The organism is Streptosporangium sp. NPDC053982, from assembly GCF_055585205.1.
This window is the reverse complement of record NZ_JBVJKQ010000003.1, coordinates 154,280-170,416: the sequence shown is the minus strand read 5'-3', so window position 1 is coordinate 170,416 and position 16,137 is coordinate 154,280. Positions and strand designations below refer to the sequence as shown.

Annotated in this window: 13 protein-coding genes; 11 read left to right on the top strand and 2 right to left on the bottom strand. The window is 72.8% G+C overall.

Features of this window, described 5'->3' with window-relative positions; genetic code table 11:
- The first annotated feature begins 38 nt into the window (after window positions 1-38).
- From murC to ACZ6W9_RS06000, 8 genes are all read left to right on the top strand, one after another.
- Complete coding sequence (murC, locus tag ACZ6W9_RS06035; RefSeq protein ID WP_389954693.1) at window positions 39-1,445, top strand: UDP-N-acetylmuramate--L-alanine ligase; 1,407 nt, start codon at window positions 39-41, stop codon at window positions 1,443-1,445.
- 131 nt (window positions 1,446-1,576) lie between these two features.
- A complete protein-coding gene (locus ACZ6W9_RS06030) occupies window positions 1,577-2,245 on the top strand; it encodes a cell division protein FtsQ/DivIB (RefSeq protein ID WP_389954690.1) in 669 nt (222 codons plus the stop codon).
- Window positions 2,246-2,467: 222 nt separating this feature from the next.
- Window positions 2,468-3,895, top strand: a complete 1,428-nt coding sequence (gene ftsZ / locus ACZ6W9_RS06025; RefSeq protein WP_362934719.1) for a cell division protein FtsZ — start codon at window positions 2,468-2,470, stop codon at window positions 3,893-3,895.
- Window positions 3,896-3,985: 90 nt separating this feature from the next.
- Entirely contained in the window at window positions 3,986-4,690 is a 705-nt protein-coding gene (locus ACZ6W9_RS06020) for a YggS family pyridoxal phosphate-dependent enzyme (protein WP_362934722.1), read from the top strand.
- A 120-nt stretch (window positions 4,691-4,810) separates the two neighbouring features.
- The gene (locus ACZ6W9_RS06015) at window positions 4,811-5,314 is read left to right on the top strand and encodes a cell division protein SepF (RefSeq protein WP_362934725.1); all 504 of its coding nucleotides are present in this window, start codon (window positions 4,811-4,813) and stop codon (window positions 5,312-5,314) included.
- An 82-nt stretch (window positions 5,315-5,396) separates the two neighbouring features.
- Window positions 5,397-5,684 (top strand): YggT family protein, encoded by a 288-nt coding sequence (locus tag ACZ6W9_RS06010; RefSeq protein ID WP_355646174.1) that lies wholly within the window; start codon window positions 5,397-5,399, stop codon window positions 5,682-5,684.
- Between the two features lie 49 nt (window positions 5,685-5,733).
- On the top strand, window positions 5,734-6,591 hold the full coding sequence (locus ACZ6W9_RS06005) for a DivIVA domain-containing protein (protein ID WP_362934728.1): 858 nt from the start codon (window positions 5,734-5,736) through the stop codon (window positions 6,589-6,591).
- 43 nt (window positions 6,592-6,634) lie between these two features.
- A complete protein-coding gene (locus ACZ6W9_RS06000) occupies window positions 6,635-8,569 on the top strand; it encodes a DNA polymerase III subunit gamma/tau domain-containing protein (protein ID WP_470116809.1) in 1,935 nt (644 codons plus the stop codon).
- Window positions 8,570-8,676: 107 nt separating this feature from the next.
- Here the strand turns inward: ACZ6W9_RS06000 and ileS are convergent, their stop codons facing one another.
- Window positions 8,677-11,841, bottom strand: a complete 3,165-nt coding sequence (gene ileS / locus ACZ6W9_RS05995) for an isoleucine--tRNA ligase (RefSeq protein WP_470116808.1) — start codon at window positions 11,839-11,841, stop codon at window positions 8,677-8,679.
- Window positions 11,842-12,406: 565 nt separating this feature from the next.
- Here ileS and ACZ6W9_RS05990 point away from each other — a divergent pair.
- From ACZ6W9_RS05990 to ACZ6W9_RS05980, 3 genes are read left to right on the top strand one after another with little or no spacing between them, the layout of a single operon-like run.
- Window positions 12,407-12,811: a TraR/DksA family transcriptional regulator gene (locus tag ACZ6W9_RS05990; RefSeq protein WP_389956269.1), complete on the top strand. Its 405-nt coding sequence runs from the start codon at window positions 12,407-12,409 to the stop codon at window positions 12,809-12,811.
- Entirely contained in the window at window positions 12,775-13,374 is a 600-nt protein-coding gene (gene lspA, locus ACZ6W9_RS05985) for a signal peptidase II (protein ID WP_389954677.1), read from the top strand. The genes ACZ6W9_RS05990 and lspA overlap by 37 nt, the downstream gene beginning before the upstream one ends.
- Window positions 13,374-14,303, top strand: coding sequence for an RluA family pseudouridine synthase (locus tag ACZ6W9_RS05980; RefSeq protein ID WP_389954674.1), 930 nt, complete (start codon window positions 13,374-13,376; stop codon window positions 14,301-14,303). The genes lspA and ACZ6W9_RS05980 overlap by 1 nt, the downstream gene beginning before the upstream one ends.
- A 90-nt stretch (window positions 14,304-14,393) precedes the next feature.
- On the opposite strand, the gene ACZ6W9_RS05975 is transcribed toward ACZ6W9_RS05980, so the two are convergent.
- Window positions 14,394-16,025, bottom strand: coding sequence for a protein kinase domain-containing protein (locus tag ACZ6W9_RS05975; RefSeq protein WP_389954670.1), 1,632 nt, complete (start codon window positions 16,023-16,025; stop codon window positions 14,394-14,396).
- Window positions 16,026-16,137: the final 112 nt, after the last annotated feature.

Sequence of the window (16,137 nt, the reverse complement as noted above, 5' to 3'; positions counted from 1 at the left end):
CGACCGATGAACGGGAAACGGGGAATGGTGAACGGCCGATGAGCCTGGTCAAGTTGGTGGATCCGGTCGCGGCCGAAGACCTGGGGCGGGTCCACTTCATCGGGATCGGCGGTTCCGGCATGTCCGGCATCGCCCGCATCCTGCTCAAGCGCGGCGTGCGGGTCTCCGGCAGCGACTCCCGCGGTTCCGAGCTGGTCAACGAGCTGCGGGGGCTGGGGGCGAGGATCCACATCGGTCACGCCGCCTCGCACGTCCAGAACGTCGACACGGTCGTGGTCTCCACCGCGATCCGCGACTCCAACCCGGAGCTGGGCGAGGCGCTGCGCCAGGGGCTGCGGGTGATCCCGCGGGCCGCCGCGCTGGCCTCGGTCATGGCGGGCCGGACGGGCGTCGCCCTGGCGGGCACCCATGGCAAGACCACCACCACGTCGATGCTGACGGTGGCGCTGCAGAAGTGCGGCGCCGACCCGTCCTACTGCGTCGGCGGGCAGCTGGTGACCACCGGGCTGGGCGCCGACGAGGGCGCCGGGGACGTCTTCGTCGCCGAGGCCGACGAGAGCGACGGCTCCTTCCTGATGCTGGCCCCGGAGATCGCCGTGGTGACCAACGTGGAGCCCGACCACCTGGACAACTACGGCGACCCCCGCGCGGTCTACGACAGCTTCGCCCGCTTCGTCGAGCGGGTCGGCCGGACCATGGTGCTCTGCGCCGACGACCCCGGCTCCGCGGCCCTCGTGGCGCCGGCCCGCGCCCGCGGCCTGAAGGTCGTCACGTACGGCGAGGCCGGCGACGCCGACCTGAGGGTGAGCGACATCACCCCGGACGGCCTGGGCGTCACCTTCACGGTCGGCGGCCTGGGCCTGGTCAGGCTGGCCGTACCCGGCCGGCACAACGCCCTCAACGCCGCCGCGGTCATCGCCGTCGCGGCCGAGCTGGGCGTCTCCTTCGGCGACATCCGCGACGGCCTGGCCGCCTTCACCGGCGCCAAGCGCCGGTTCGAGGCCAAGGGCGAGGCCGGCGGGGTCGCGGTCTTCGACAGCTACGCCCATCATCCGACCGAGCTGGCGGCCGACCTGCGCGCGGCCCGGGACGTGGTGGCGTCCTTCTCCGGCTCCGGCAGGGTCATCGCGGTCTTCCAGCCGCACCTGTACTCCCGGACGCGGTTCTTCGCCGACGACTTCGGAGCGGCCCTCGCCCTGGCCGACGAGGTGGTCGTCCTGGACGTCTACGGCGCGCGCGAGGACCCCGAGCCGGGCGTCTCCGGGGCGCTGGTCGCGGGCAAGGTGCCGCTCCCGGGGGAGCGGGTGAGCTACGCGCCGCAGCGGGAGAGCGTCCCGGCCCTGGTGGCGGAGCGGGCCAGGGCCGGCGACATCGTGCTCACCATGGGGGCGGGCGACGTGACCGAGCTGGGCCCGCGGATCGTGGCGGAGCTGTCCGCACGGTGAACGGCCTTCGAGGGGGAGCGGGGGAGGAGCGGTGAGCGACCTTTGAGCAGGGAGCGAGCCCGACGCGGGAGCGGAGTGGTTCGTGAGGGACGAGCGGCCCGCGGAGCGAGGAAGGAAGCGGTGAGCGACTCTTGAACGGAGTCTGGCGCACGGCCTTCCTCGGCCTGCTGACCGCGGGCGTGGTGGGCAGCGTCGTGTGGCTGGTGTTCTTCTCGCCGGTCCTCGGCGTGCGGGAGATCCGGGTGACGGGCAACGCGGTCCTGCCCGCGGAGGAGATCCGGCGGGCCACCGGGGTGGCCGCCGGCCGGCCGCTCGCCACCGTGGACGTGGCCGCGGTCAGGGCCGGGGTGGGCGCGATCCGCCGGGTCGAGTCGGTCTCCGTCAGCCGCGACTGGCCGGGCACGCTGGCGGTCAGGGTCGTGGAGCGCCGCCCGGCGGCCGTGGTGCCGGAGGGGGACCGGGCCGCGCTGGTGGACCGCCACGGCGTGGTGATCGAGGTCAGGGACGTCGCGCCTCCGGGTCTTCCCGTGCTGCGGGTGGACCGTCCGCGGGCGGGCGACCCGGCGACCGCCGCGGCGCTGGCCGTGGTCGGGGCGCTGCCGGAGAGCCTGGCCCGGCGGGTGGCCGAGGTGGCCGCGCCCTCGCCCGAGACCGTCTCGCTGCGGCTGAAGGACGGCCGCGCGGTGGTCTGGGGCGGGCGGGACCGTTCGGAGGACAAGGCGCGGATCCTCGCCACGCTCCTGAGGAGCCGGGCGGCCACCTACGACGTGAGCTCCCCCGAGGTCGTGACGGTGAAGTGACGCCCCCGCCGCGGGCGCCGGGAAAAGGACAGCGCGCGACACGCCGGGCGCGCTTGCGGCCCGGTTAGTTGACCCGCCCGGAGCGTAACTCCTACTGTCCGTATCACTCCTCAGGTTGACATAAATCTAAATCTCAACTTGAGGGTGAGGGTTTTGAAAGCGACGGCACGGGACCCCGTGCCGCGGGAAATTGCAAGTCAACGAGCGGAAAGGCCCCTCGTCGTGGCAGCACCGCAGAACTACCTCGCGGTCATCAAGGTTGTAGGAATCGGCGGAGGCGGAGTCAACGCCGTCAACCGGATGATCGAGGAGGGACTCAAGGGCGTCGAGTTCATCGCCATCAATACCGACGCTCAGGCGCTGCTGATGAGTGACGCCGACGTCAAGCTCGACGTGGGGCGTGAACTCACCCGCGGCCTCGGCGCGGGCGCCAACCCCGAGGTCGGGCGCAAGGCGGCCGAGGACCACCGTGAGGAGATCGAAGAGGTCCTCAAGGGCGCCGACATGGTCTTCGTCACCGCGGGCGAGGGCGGCGGTACCGGCACCGGCGGAGCCCCGGTGGTGGCCAACATCGCGCGGTCCCTGGGCGCCCTGACCATCGGTGTGGTCACCCGGCCGTTCAGCTTCGAGGGCCGGCGCCGGGCGATGCAGGCCGAGGCGGGCATCGAGACCCTCCGCGAGGAGGTCGACACGCTCATCGTGATCCCGAACGACCGGCTGCTGTCGATCTCCGACCGGCAGGTGAGCGTGCTGGACGCCTTCAAGGCGGCCGACCAGGTGCTGCTCTCCGGTGTCCAGGGCATCACCGACCTGATCACCACGCCCGGCCTGATCAACCTGGACTTCGCCGACGTGAAGTCCGTGATGTCCGGCGCGGGCTCGGCGCTCATGGGCATCGGCCACGCGCGCGGCGACGACCGGTCGGTCGCGGCGGCCGAGATGGCCGTCTCCAGCCCGCTGCTGGAGGCCAGCATCGACGGCGCGCACGGCGTGCTGCTGTCGATCGCGGGCGGCTCCGACCTCGGCCTGTTCGAGATCAACGAGGCCGCCCAGCTCGTCTCCAACGCGGCCGCGCCGGACGCCAACATCATCTTCGGCACGGTCATCGACGACGCCCTCGGCGACGAGGTCCGCGTCACAGTGATCGCGGCCGGCTTCGACGAGGCCGACGCGGAGGCGAACAAGGCCGTTCCGCAGGCGGCCCGGCCGCAGCAGCAGCCCGCCCGCCCGGCCGCGACCCCGCCGTCCCGGCCGTCGGTCCCGGCGGCGCCCACGGTGAAGGCCGAGCCCCGTCCCGAGCCGCGGCCGGAGTTCCGGGCCGAGCCCAGGGCCGAGTACCCGCCAGCGCCGGCCCGCCCGGCGACCCCGCCGCAGCCGGAGTTCCGGGCCGAGCCCCAGCCCGCGCAGCCCCCGGCGGCCCAGCAGGCCCACCCGGTCCAGCCCGCCGCGCCCGCCCACGCGCCGGGTGAGCAGCCCGAGCCGCCGCGCGCCGAGGAGCCGCCGGCCTCGCCGGTGTCGATCCCGCGTCCGGCGCCCGAGCCGCCCGCTCCCACGCCCATCTCCGCGCGGGTCCCCGACACCGCCCGGCGGCGTCCGGTGGTCTTCGAGGAGCAGGAGGAGGAGCTCGACGTCCCCGACTTCCTGAAGTGACTTTGCTCACGGCCGGGGGCCCGGGGAATGCCCGGCCGTGACAGGGAAGAATGGGTTCCGCCGGTTTGTCGGTGTTCGAGCGGCGGAGAAGTGACGGATACAACACGACGTGAAGAGATCGCGGCCGGTCTGGCCAGGGTCGAGGCGGACATCGCCGAGGCATGCCGGGCCGCCGGCCGCGACCGCGGGGAGCTGACGCTCGTCGCGGTGAGCAAGACCTACCCTGCCTCCGACGTGCGGCTGCTGGCCGGGCTGGGGGTGACCGACGTGGGGGAGAACCGCGACCAGGAGGCTTCGGCCAAGGCGCACGAGTGCGCCGACCTGAAGCTGACCTGGCACTTCATCGGCCAGCTGCAGACCAACAAGGCCCGCTCGGTGGTCTCCTACGCCGACGTCGTCCACTCGGTGGACCGGCTCCGGCTGGTCTCCGCGCTGGGCCGGGAGGCGGTCCGGGCGGGCCGGGAGGTCACCTGCCTGGTGCAGGTCGCGCTGGACGGCGATCCCGCACGCGGCGGCGCCCGGCCGGAAGAGGTGCCGGCGCTCGCCGACGCGGTCGCCGGGGCCGGCGGGCTGAGGCTGGGCGGGGTGATGGCGGTCGCGCCGCTGGGCGGGGACCCGTCCGGGGCCTTCGCCCGGCTGAGGGAGATCTCGGAGGCCGTACGGGAGGCCCATCCGGGCGCGGACGTCATATCGGCGGGGATGAGCGGCGACATGGCGGAGGCCATCGCCAACGGTGCGACACACCTGCGTGTCGGTACGGCGTTGCTCGGTCGCCGGAAGCCCTTGGTCAGGTAATGTCCCTTCAAGTGGACCTTGGCGTCCGCGTACCCGGATAGAGGTCGATCGGTGGTGAGCTCCAAGGGGGTGCGGCTACCGCCCCAGGCGAAGCGAAGTAAGACGGAGGAAGAAGCAGCGATGTCCGGCGCGATGCGCAAGATGGCGGTCTACCTCGGTCTTGTGGAGGACGACCGCTACGACAGATACGACAGCTATTCCGACGAGGACTACGAGGAGTTCGACGACTCGCGGCGGACGGCGGAGGAGCGTCCCGGAGCGGTCCACGACCGCGAGGACGACGCCGATTCCGGGGTGCCCGCCCCGAGGCCCGCGACGGCTGTCATCGAGCGCCGTACGACCGATCTGGCGCGCATCACCACGCTTCATCCGCGCACCTACAACGAGGCCCGGACAATCGGGGAGCATTTCCGCGACGGCACCCCGGTCATCATGAATCTGACCGAGATGGTTGACAGCGACGCCAAGAGGCTTGTGGATTTCGCGGCAGGTCTGGTCTTTGGCCTACATGGCAGCATTGAACGTGTTACCAACAAGGTGTTCCTGTTGTCCCCTGCCAATGTCGAGGTGACCGCCGAGGACAAGGCCCGAATCGCGGAACGCGGGTTCTTCAACCAGAGCTAGAGTTCCACCATGAACAGTGACCGGCCGGACAGGTCCACACAAGACCGGAGGCGGCGGAACGGATCAGAGACGAGGGTGGACCTTGGGGATCGTTAGCGAGATCTTGGTCATCGTCCTCTCTCTCTATCTGGTTCTGCTGATCGGCAGAATGATCTTTGAGACGGTGCAGGCGTTCGCGCACCAGTGGCGGCCCACCGGGGCCGTACTCGTCCTGGCGGAGGCCGTATACACGGTCACCGACCCGCCTCTCAAGTTCCTCCGCCGTTTCATTCCACCACTCCGGTTGGGTACGGTGGCCTTTGACCTAAGCTTCACAGTGCTGTTCATTGTGGTCTTGGTCTTGATCCGACTCGTGTCCGCGCTTCGTTGATCGGGTACCGTCCCTCCGGACAGACTCCAAGCGCGCCAAGGAGACCGAAATGCCGCTGACGCCCGCTGATGTGCGGAACAAGCAGTTCAGTACGACCCGGCTGAGGCCGGGGTACGACGAGGAAGAGGTTGACGCCTTCCTCGACGAGGTCGAGTCCGAGCTGGACCGCCTCATCCAGGAGAACGAGGAGCTTCGCGCGAAGCTGGCGGAGTGCCTGCGGGGCAAGGTGCCCGGCAACGTCAACATGGCCATGGCACCGGCTCCCGTCGCCGAGCCCAAGCCCGAGATGATGATGCAGCAGCCGGAGCCGATGCGCGCTCCGGAGCCCGTCCAGCACCAGCAGCCCGTCCCCGTCTCCATGGGCATGCCGCAGGCCGAGGACAACATGGACACCGCGGCGCGGGTGCTCGCGCTGGCCCAGCAGACGGCCGACCAGGCCATCGCCGACGCCCGCCGGGAGGCGGACGAGACGGTGACCCGGGCCCGCCGCGAGGCCGACGACATCCTCGGCAAGGCCCGCCGCCAGGCCGAGCAGGTCATCGGCGACGCCCGCGCACGCGCCGAGACGCTGGAGCGCGACGCGCAGGAGCGGCACCGGCAGGCCATGGGCTCGCTGGTGCAGAACCGCGACGAGCTGGAGCGCAAGGTCGAGGAGCTGCGCAGCTTCGAACGGGAGTATCGCAGCCGACTGAAGCTCTACCTGGAGAACCAGCTCGCCGAGCTGAACGTCGCGGGCGAGGGCAGTGGCGCGTTCCCGATCGTGGGCGGTCCCCCGGCGATGTCCCACGCCGTGGCTCAGGGAGGCCCGCAGCCGATGCAGGGCGCCCCCGGTCCGTTCGGCGGCGAGCAGGCGCAGCACTCGGGTGCCTTCCAGGGCGTTGACGGTCCTCACAACGACCGGCGCTAGGGTGTCGGGTCATTCGTCCTGACCCGTATCCGGGAGTTCCCCTGTGATCCTCATCAGCGCCGGTCTGGTCCTCACGGCCATCGTCCTGCTCATCGTGGGATTCGTGCTGGCCAAACCTTTCCTGGTCATGTGGTCGATCGCGATCAGTGTGCTGTCCGCGGTCTTCCTGGTGATCGGGGCGTTGTTACGCCGCCACGAACTGTTCCCCGGCGGCGGGCGCGCCGGAGCGGCCCCGCCGCTCCAGCCGAGGGAGCCGGCGCCCACCGGCCCCGCGCCCGTGCCGCACATGCCACCGGGCCGACCGGCCACGCCGGTCTCCCACCCGATGGCGCGGCAGACGGCGACCGCCCCGGCTCGGCCTCGGCCGGGCCGGGTCGCCGCCACCGCCCCCGCCGCTCCCTCCGCGAGGCGGGGCCTGCCGGGCGCCGGGGCGATCGTCCTGGTGATCCCGGGACGCAGGCGCTACCACGTCGTGGGATGCCGGCAGCTCGCAGGCCGGGACCACGAGGAGCTCACCCAGGAGGAGGCGCGGGAGGAGGGCTTCACGCCCTGCACCACGTGCCTTCCCGACCAGCCGACGGCCCCGGCGTCTCCGGTGGCCTCGAAGCCCCCGGCGGCCTCCGCCGCCGTGGCCTCACCCGCCGAGCCGGCGTCCCCGGCTCCGGCGAAACGGCCCGCCGCCCAGGCGTCCGCCGCACCGGACGCGCAGGCCGGTCCGCCTTCCGGCGCCTCGGGGACGGCCGTGCCGCCGTCCCCCGCCCGGCCCTCGCGGCCCGCGCCGGAGACCCCCTCCGACGATCCCAACGCCACGAGCTGGTTCAGCCGCACCACGGCCGGCCCGGTGACCGGGCGGCCGGCCTCCGAGCCCGCTCCGGCCGGCTCCGCGCCCTCCGAGCCCGCTCCGGCCGGCTCCGCGCCCGCCGAGCCCGCGAAGCCGAAGCCCGCCGAGCTCGCGGAGCTCGAGCTCGTGAAGCCCGAACCCGCCGAGCCCGCGGAGCTCGACCCCGCTGAGCCCGAGGCCGTGAAGCCGGAGGCCGGCGAGCCCGTGTCCGCGACGCCGGAGGCCGGCGGGCCTGATTCCGCTGAGCCTGAGGGCGCCGAGCCCGAACCGGCCGAGTCCGCGGACACCGGATCCGGGGACGTCGAGTCCGAACCCGCCGAGTCCGAGGCCGTCGAGCCCGGATCCGGCGACTCCGAGCCGGTGGAGCCGGCCGAGGCCGTTCCCGGGCGCGCCGGGTCGCGGCCGACGGCCGACTCCACCTCGGCGGAATCCTCCGGCGCCGATGAGATCGTCGCCTCCGGGGCTCCCGAGGCCCCCGGCTCGGGCGAGAGCGTCACCCCCGAGACCTCCGGGGCCCCCGGGGCCCTCCATGACTCCGAGACCTCCGGGTCTCCCGGCTCCGGCGGGAGCGACTCCCCGGAGCGACCGGCCACCGCCGGGAACCCCCCGGCCGCCTCCGGCCCCGCGGACGGTGACGACCCCGCGGACGGTGACGACCCCGCGAACGGTGACGACCTCGCGGACGGTGGCGACCCCGCCGGAAGCGCCGCCACCGCCGAGGACGCCGTCTCCCGTGACGCCGCTTCCCGTGACGCCGCCGAAGCCTCCGACGACGCCGGTGCCGCGGCCGGCGGCGGGCCCGCCGCGGGAAGCGCCGCCGAAGCCGGGAGCGAGCCCGCCGCGGGAAGTACCGCCGGAAGCGCCTCCGCCGGCGGGAACGCCGATGCCGCCGACGACGGGGACACCTCCGACGACGACACCTCCGACGACGACACCGCCCCCCGGGGGTTCCCCGCCATCCGGGACGAGCCGCCCGCCGGGACCGTCAAGGTGATCGTCGGCACCCGCCGCTTCCACGACCCGTCCTGCCCCCTGGTCCGGGGCGGAGACGACGACGGCGTCGAGACGATGACCGTGGCCGAGGCCGAGGAGGCCGGGCTGAGCGGCTGCACGGTCTGCCGCGCAGGCCGCGGCTGAGCCCGAACGACACGGAAAGGGCCGCCGGGAGACCTCCCGGCGGCCCTTTCCGCCTTCTCTCCGCGCCCCGGCGGTCCTCCCCTCCAGGAGAGGACCGCGGGGAGGGCTCAGGCCGTACGGCGGAGCTGGAACGCCAGCCCGAGGTCGTCGTCGCGGTGCACGTCGAGCCCGTCGGCGACCCCCTCGGTGAAGGAGACGGCCAGCACCTCGTCGGCCACGACCGAGCCCTGCGCCCGCAGGGCCCCGGCCAGGTCGGCGTCGGCGGCCGACCACCACACGTCGATCCGGTCGGAGATGGACAGGCCCGTCGACTTGCGGGCGTCCTGGAGCAGGCGGACGACCTCGCGGACCAGACCGGCGCGGCGCAGCTCGTCGGTGATCGCCAGGTCGAGGGCGACCGTCTCGCCGGTCCCGGTGCCGATGGCGCCCGTCTCGACCGCCCAGCCGGCCTTCGGCTGCTCGGTGACGATGACCTCCTCGGCGGTCAGCTCCACCGGGCCCAGCCCGGCGGCCTCGACCGTGACGGTGGAACCAGCGCGGAGCGCATGGGCGAGCCCGGTCGCGTCGGCGGAGGCGACGGCCGCGGCCACCAGCTTGGTCTGCGAGCCGAACCGCTTGCCCAGCGCCCGGAAGTTGGGCTTGACGGTGAAGGAGACCAGGTCGGCCTCCACATCCGACAGGTCCTCCAGCGCCTGCACGTTGAGCTCGTCGGCGATCAGCTCGCGCAGCTCCGGCGGGAGGGCGGCCCAGCCGCGGGCGCTCACCAGCGCCCGGCCGAGCGGCTGACGGGTCCTGACCCCGCTGGAGGCGCGGGCCGAGCGGCCCAGCTCCACCAGGCGGCGCACCAGCGCCATCCGCTCCGACAGCTCCGCGTCCAGCAGCGCCGGGTCCGCGGCGGGCCAGGAGGCCAGGTGGACCGAGACGGGGGCGTCGTCGTCACGCAGGACGTCCCAGACGTGGTCGGTGATGAACGGCGCCACCGGCGCCATCAGCCGGGTCACGGTCTCCAGGCACTCGTAGAGCGTGGCGAACGCCGAGACGTCGCCGGACCAGAACCGGCGGCGGGAGCGCCGCACGTACCAGTTGGACAGGTCGTCGAGGAACTCCGCCAGCCGCCGTCCGGCCCTGGCGGTGTCGAAGCCGTCCAGCGACGCCGTCACCTCGGCGACCGTGCGGTGCAGCTCGGCCAGCGCCCAGCGGTCGATCAGCGGCCGGTCGGCGGGGGAGGGGGCCTCGGCGAGCGCCGACGGCGTCCAGGACTCGGCGTCGGCGTACAGGGTGAAGAACGCCGCGGTGTTCCAGTAGGTCAGCAGGACCTTGCGGACGATCTCCTCCAGGGCCGCGTGGCCGATCCGGCGGGCGGCCCACGGGGAGCCGCCGCAGGCCATGTACCAGCGCAGGGCGTCGGCGCCGTGCCGGTCCATCAACGGGATCGGCTGCAACACGTTGCCCAGGTGCTTGCTCATCTTGCGGCCGTCCTCGGCGAGGATCAGGCCGAGGCAGAGCACGTTCTCGTAGGAGGACCGGCCGAAGACCAGCGTGCCGACCGCCATCAGGGAGTAGAACCAGCCGCGGGTCTGGTCGGTGGCCTCGCAGATGAACTGCGCCGGGTACGCCGAATCCAGCATCTCGGCGTTGCGCAGCGGGGCGCCCCACTGGGCGAACGGCATCGATCCGGAGTCGTACCAGGCGTCGATCACGTCCGGCACCCTGCGCGCCTCGGCCCCGCAGTCGGGGCAGGGCAGGGTGACGTCGTCGACGTAGGGGCGGTGCGGATCGAGCGCGGACACGTCCCGGCCCGCCAGCCGGCCCAGCTCCTCCAGGGAGCCCACGCACGTGACGTGCGAGTCGTCGGCGGAGCAGACCCACAGCGGCAGCGGCGTGCCCCAGTAGCGCGACCGCGACAGCGACCAGTCGACGTTGTTGCGCAGCCACTCGCCGAAGCGGCCCCACTTGATCGTCTCCGGGTACCAGTTGGTCTTCTCGTTCTCGGCGAGGAGCTGGTCCTTGATCGCGGTGGTCCGGATGTACCAGGCGGGCAGCGCGTAGTACAGCAGCGCGGTGTGGCAGCGCCAGCAGTGCGGATAGCTGTGTTCGAAGTGGCCGCCGCGGTACAGCAGGCCCCGCGCGTCCAGGTCGGCGGTCAGCTCGTCATCGGCGTCCTTGAAGAACCGGCCGCCGACCAGGGGCACGGTGTCGAGGAAACGGCCGTCCGGGCCGATCGGGTTGACCACCGGCAGGCCGTACCGCTTGCAGATCGTCATGTCGTCGGCGCCGAACGCCGGGGCCTGGTGCACCAGGCCGGTGCCGTCCTCGGTCGTGACGTAGTCGCCGAGCACCACGTAGTGGGCGCCGGGGATGTCGACCAGCTCGAACGGGCGGGAGTAGGAGGTGTGCTCCAGGTCGGCGCCCCGGAAGGAGGCCAGCACCTCGGCCCCCTCGCCCAGGGCGGCGGCCAGCAGCGGCTCGGCCACCACCAGCACCTCGTCGGACCCGGCGGGGCGCGCCGCGACGTAGGTGACGTCGGGGTGCACGGCCACCGCGGTGTTGGACACCAGGGTCCACGGCGTGGTGGTCCAGATCAGCAGCGAGGCGCCGAGCTCGGCCAGCGGGCCGGAGGTGGCGGGCATGCGGACGTAGACCGACGGGCTGGAGACGGTCTCGTAGCCGCCCGGCTGGCCCAGCTCGTGGTCGGACAGGCCGGTGCCGCAGCGCGGGCAGTAGGGGGTGATGCGGAAGTCGCGGAACAGCAGGCCCTTGTCGAAGACGACCTTCAGCGACCACCAGACCGACTCGACGTAGTCGGGGTCCATCGTGCGGTACGCCTGGGCCAGGTCGATCCAGTAGCCCATCCGCTCGGTCATCTCTTCGAAGGCGTCCACGTGCCGCAGCACCGACTCGCGGCACCGGGCGTTGAACTCGGCCACGCCGTACGACTCGATGTCCTTCTTGCCGGAGAGGCCGAGCTCCTTCTCCACGGCCACCTCGACGGGCAGGCCGTGGCAGTCCCAGCCGGCCTTGCGCGGCACGCTGTAGCCCTGCATCGACTTGTAGCGGGGGAAGACGTCCTTGAAGACGCGGGCCTCGACGTGGTGGACGCCGGGCATGCCGTTCGCGGTGGGCGGACCCTCGTAGAAGACCCACGTGGGGCCGCCGGCGTTCTGCTCGACGGAGCGCTCGAAGATCTTGCCGTCGCGCCAGCGGCCGAGCATCTCGTGTTCGAGCGCGGGCAGGTCGACCTGCGCGGGAAGAGGGCGGAAGCGGGCTGACATGACGGGCGGGACCTCCACGCTGGTGCTGGCAGTGGCGTGGAGGGACGAGACCTCGCGGCCCCGCGGTACCACCCTCCTTGACCCCCTGCCGCCGGGAACGGCGGTGGGAGGCCCTCTTCCTTCGGTTCGCTGCCGGTTCTACTGAGCCCGTCGCGGGCCGTTCCTCCGGCGGCTCGGGGGTGATTTCCGCCCGGGTCCTCGCCCCGGGCTCACACCGTCCCCGGGTCGCTCGCGCGAGGGGCCCCGGACGTACTCGTCCCCGTCAACGCCTTTGCGAACTCCCACGATAACGCACCCGCCCGCCGGAATCTTCCCGGTTATCGTCCGCGCACGGAACGGGGGAAGGGGCGCGGCGGCGCCGTCCACGCGCGGGACGGCGGGAGGGGCGCGGCGGCGCCGTCCACGCGCGGGACGGCGGGAGGGGAGGCGCGGGGCCGGATCGTACGGGATCGGTAAACATATGGGCGGGTCGTTTGCCGTTCTGTTATCGCGGACCTATGCTGCCCGCACCGTTTACCGCATCGGTACGGTCCGACAGAACGAGGAGGCCGGCATGGCCGCGACTGTGCGCGCAGACGAGAGCGCCACGGGGCCGTCGCAGGACGGTCCCGCCACCTGGTCGGCCGAGGAACTGGCTGAGGTCCGCGAGCGACTGGCCGGGGAGATCGAAGAGCTCACCAAGGAGATCGTCAAGGCGGAGAGCGAGATCGCCGCCCGTGACGTGACCGACGGGGCGGGGGACGACCAGGCGGACGCCGGGGCACGGACGTATGAACGAGAACGTGAGATCGCCCTTACCCTGAATTCACGCGACCTGGTCGCGCAGAATGAGCGAGCGATCGCCCGGATCGACGCGGGTACCTACGGAGTGTGCGAATCGTGCCACAAGCAGATCGGAAAGGAACGCCTGCTGGCGTTCCCGAGGGCGACGCTGTGCGTGGCCTGCAAGCAGCGGGAGGAGCGCCGCTGACGGGCGGCCCGGCGGAGGGGGCGGCGACGGCCGCCCCGCCGGGCAGGCGGAGGATCGCCGTCCTCGCCACGATCGTCCCGATCGTCTACGGTCTCGACCTGCTCACCAAGACGCTCGTGCTGAAGACCCTGGAGGGCCGAGACCCCTTCGTCATCATCCCCGATCTCCTCCAGTTCCGGGTGATCTTCAACTCGGGGGCCGCGTTCAGCATCGGCACCGGCATGACGATCGTCTTCACGTTCGTCGCCGCCGCCGTGGTGGTCGCCATCCTGCGCACCGCGCGGCACCTGCGCAGCCTGCCGTGGGCCGTCACGCTCGCGCTGATGCTCGGCGGGGCGCTCGGCAACCTGACCGACCGCCTCCTGCGCTGGCCCTCGGGCTTCGGCCGGCCCTCGCCGTTCCAGGGGCACGTGGTCGACTTCGTCGAGACCTTCCCCGGCCACTTCCCGGTCTTCAACGTCGCCGACTCGGCGATCGTCTGCGGCGGGATCCTGGCCGTCTTCCTCGCCTGGAGGGGCTACCAGATCGACGGCACCCGCGACACCGGAAGAGCAGAGAAGTGATGACCGACCAGCGGAGTCTCCCCGTTCCCGACGGCCTGGAGGGCGAGCGCCTCGACGCGGCGCTGTCCCGGCTGTTCGGGCTGTCCCGCACCCGCGCGGCCGAGCTGGTCGCCTCCGGCGACGTGCTGGTGGACGGCTCGCCCGCGGCCAAGTCCGACCGGGTCCACGCGGGCGCGTGGCTGGACGTCACGCTGCCGCCCCCGCCCACCGCGCCGATGCCGGTCGCCGAGCCGGTCCCCGGCATGACGATCGTCTACGAGGACGACGACGTCATCGTCGTCAACAAGCCGGTCGGCGTGGCCGCCCACCCCACCGTCGGCTGGACCGGGCCCACCGTGATCGGCGGCCTGCTCGGCACCGGGCACCGGGTGGCGACCAGCGGTGCCGCCGAGCGGCAGGGCATCGTGCACCGTCTCGACGCCAACACCACCGGCGCCATGGTCGTGGCCAAGAGCGAGACCGCCTACTCCCGCCTGAAGCGGGCCTTCAAGGAACGCACCGTCGACAAGCGCTACCACGCGCTGGTCCAGGGCCATCCCGACCCGCTGCGCGGCACGGTGGACGCGCCCATCGACCGCCACCCGGTCGGCGACGGCCGTTTCGCGGTGGTGGCGGGCGGCAAGGACTCGGTCACCCACTACGACACGATCGAGGCGTTCCGCGCCGCGTCGCTGCTGGACATCAAGCTGGAGACGGGCCGGACCCACCAGATCCGGGTCCACATGTCGGCGCTGCGTCACCCGTGCGTCGGCGACATGCTGTACGGCGCCGACCCCAAGCTGGCCGCGCGGCTGGGCGTGACCCGGCAGTGGCTGCACGCGGTCTCGCTGGCCTTCGAGCACCCGGTGACGGGGGAGTGGATGACGTTCACCACCGACTACCCCGAGGACCTGGCGCGCGCGCTGGAACTCGTCGGCGCGGACTTCTGACGGCTCCGGGCCCGCCCGCGGGCCCACCGGCCGGAGGGCGCCGCCCGCCGGGTCCGTGACCTCTCCCGGGCGGGGTCCTCCCGGGCGGGGTCAGACGCTACCGCCCGCCAGGACCGTGACCTTTCCCGTGTCCTTTGCCGTTCGCGGCGCCTTTCCCCCCGACGCGTTCGGCTCGCTGTACGGATCGACCGAGTCCCCGCCCTGGTTCTCTCCCTGATCCCGCGTGTCCTCCGCCGTTCCCCCGTCGGACTCCGGGCTCTTTTCCTCGCCGGAGTCCGCCGGTGCTTTTCCCTGGTCCTTCGGCTTCTCGCCGGAGTTCTTCTCCGGCTTCTTCCCCGCCTTGTCCGCCCCCTTCCCGGGATCCTTCGACGGCTTGCCGTCCGGCTCGGGGGCGGGGGTGTCCTCGGCGCGGTCCTTGCCGTCCTTGCCGTCCTCGCCGTCCCGCCGGGCGTCGCCGCCCTGCCGGGGCCATGCCGAAGGCGGCGTGGCGGAGCGCCCGGTCCCGCCGTCGTCGCGGACGCCGCCGTCGGTCCTGGCGGGCTCCTTCGCGGCGGGGCTCTCGGACGGCTTCGCCTTCTCCGGGGCCTTCTTCTTGACGGGGACGCTCGCCGGGATGGTCTGCCGTACGGTGTCCGACCCGGGGTCGGCGACGTTCACCCAGGCGAAGGCGCCGGAGACCAGGGTCGCGGCGAGCGCCGCGGCCACCAGGGCGCCGCTCGACAGCCTCCGCTGCGGCGGGCCGCTCGTGGCGTATTCCGGGGGTTCTCCGGGGGACTCCGGCGACGGAGTGGCCTCCGCTCCCGGGGCGGCCGCGGCCGCCCCGACGGGCAGGACGCCGGACTCGCTCCGGGGCCGCGGGACCGTGCCCGCGGGGAGCGCGACGGGCGCGGTGGACTGCGGCTCGGCCCCGCTCAGGACCGCCTGCAGGTGGATCTGGAGCTCCTCGGCGGTCATGCGCTGCGCCGGGTCCTTGTGGAGCAGGGCGAAGACGGCCGGCGCGAGCGGTCCGGCGAACCGCATCGGCGGCGGGTCCTGGTGCATGACGGCGCTGAGCGTCGCCAGCGGATGCGCGCGCTCGAAGGGGGAGCGGCCCTCGACGGCCATGTACATCGTCACACCGAGCGACCACATGTCGGAGGCGAACTCCGCCGGCCCCCCGCTCGCCCGCTCGGGCGCGATGAACGCCGGGGTGCCGATGAGCGCCCCGGTCCGGGTGACCGACGAGTCGCCCTCCAGCATCGCGATGCCGAAGTCCGTCAGCACGGCCCGCCCGTTCCTGGCGATCAGGACGTTGTCGGGTTTGACGTCGCGGTGCAGCACGCCCACCCGGTGGGCGGCGACCAGCGCCCCGAGCACGTCGAGCGCGATCTCCGCCACCCGCCTGGGCGGGAGCGGGCCGTCCTCGCGGAGCACGGCCCCCAGTGTCCTGGAGTCCACGAGCTGCATGACGATCCAGGGACGGCCGTTCTCCTCGATGACGTCGTAGACCGTCGCGACGCCCGGATGACCGATTCTCCCGGCGGCGCGGGCCTCTCTCAGCGTCCGCAGGGTGAAGATCTCACGCTCCAGACTGGAGAGGTCGGGGGAGGGGATGACCTCCTTGACCGCGACGTCCCGGCCGAGCACCTCGTCCCGCGCCCGCCAGACCGTGCCCATGCCTCCCCGGCCGATCTGCTCCAACAGCCGGTATCGGGAGCTGATGATCACCTGAGAATCGGTCATGGGGTGCCGAATACCCAGGATTTACCATCACATTCGCGGAATTCCAGAGCCGTATCCGTCGGACGGCGCCGGGCAGGGCCGGACGGTGGCCTGCCGATGGTCTGCCGGTGGT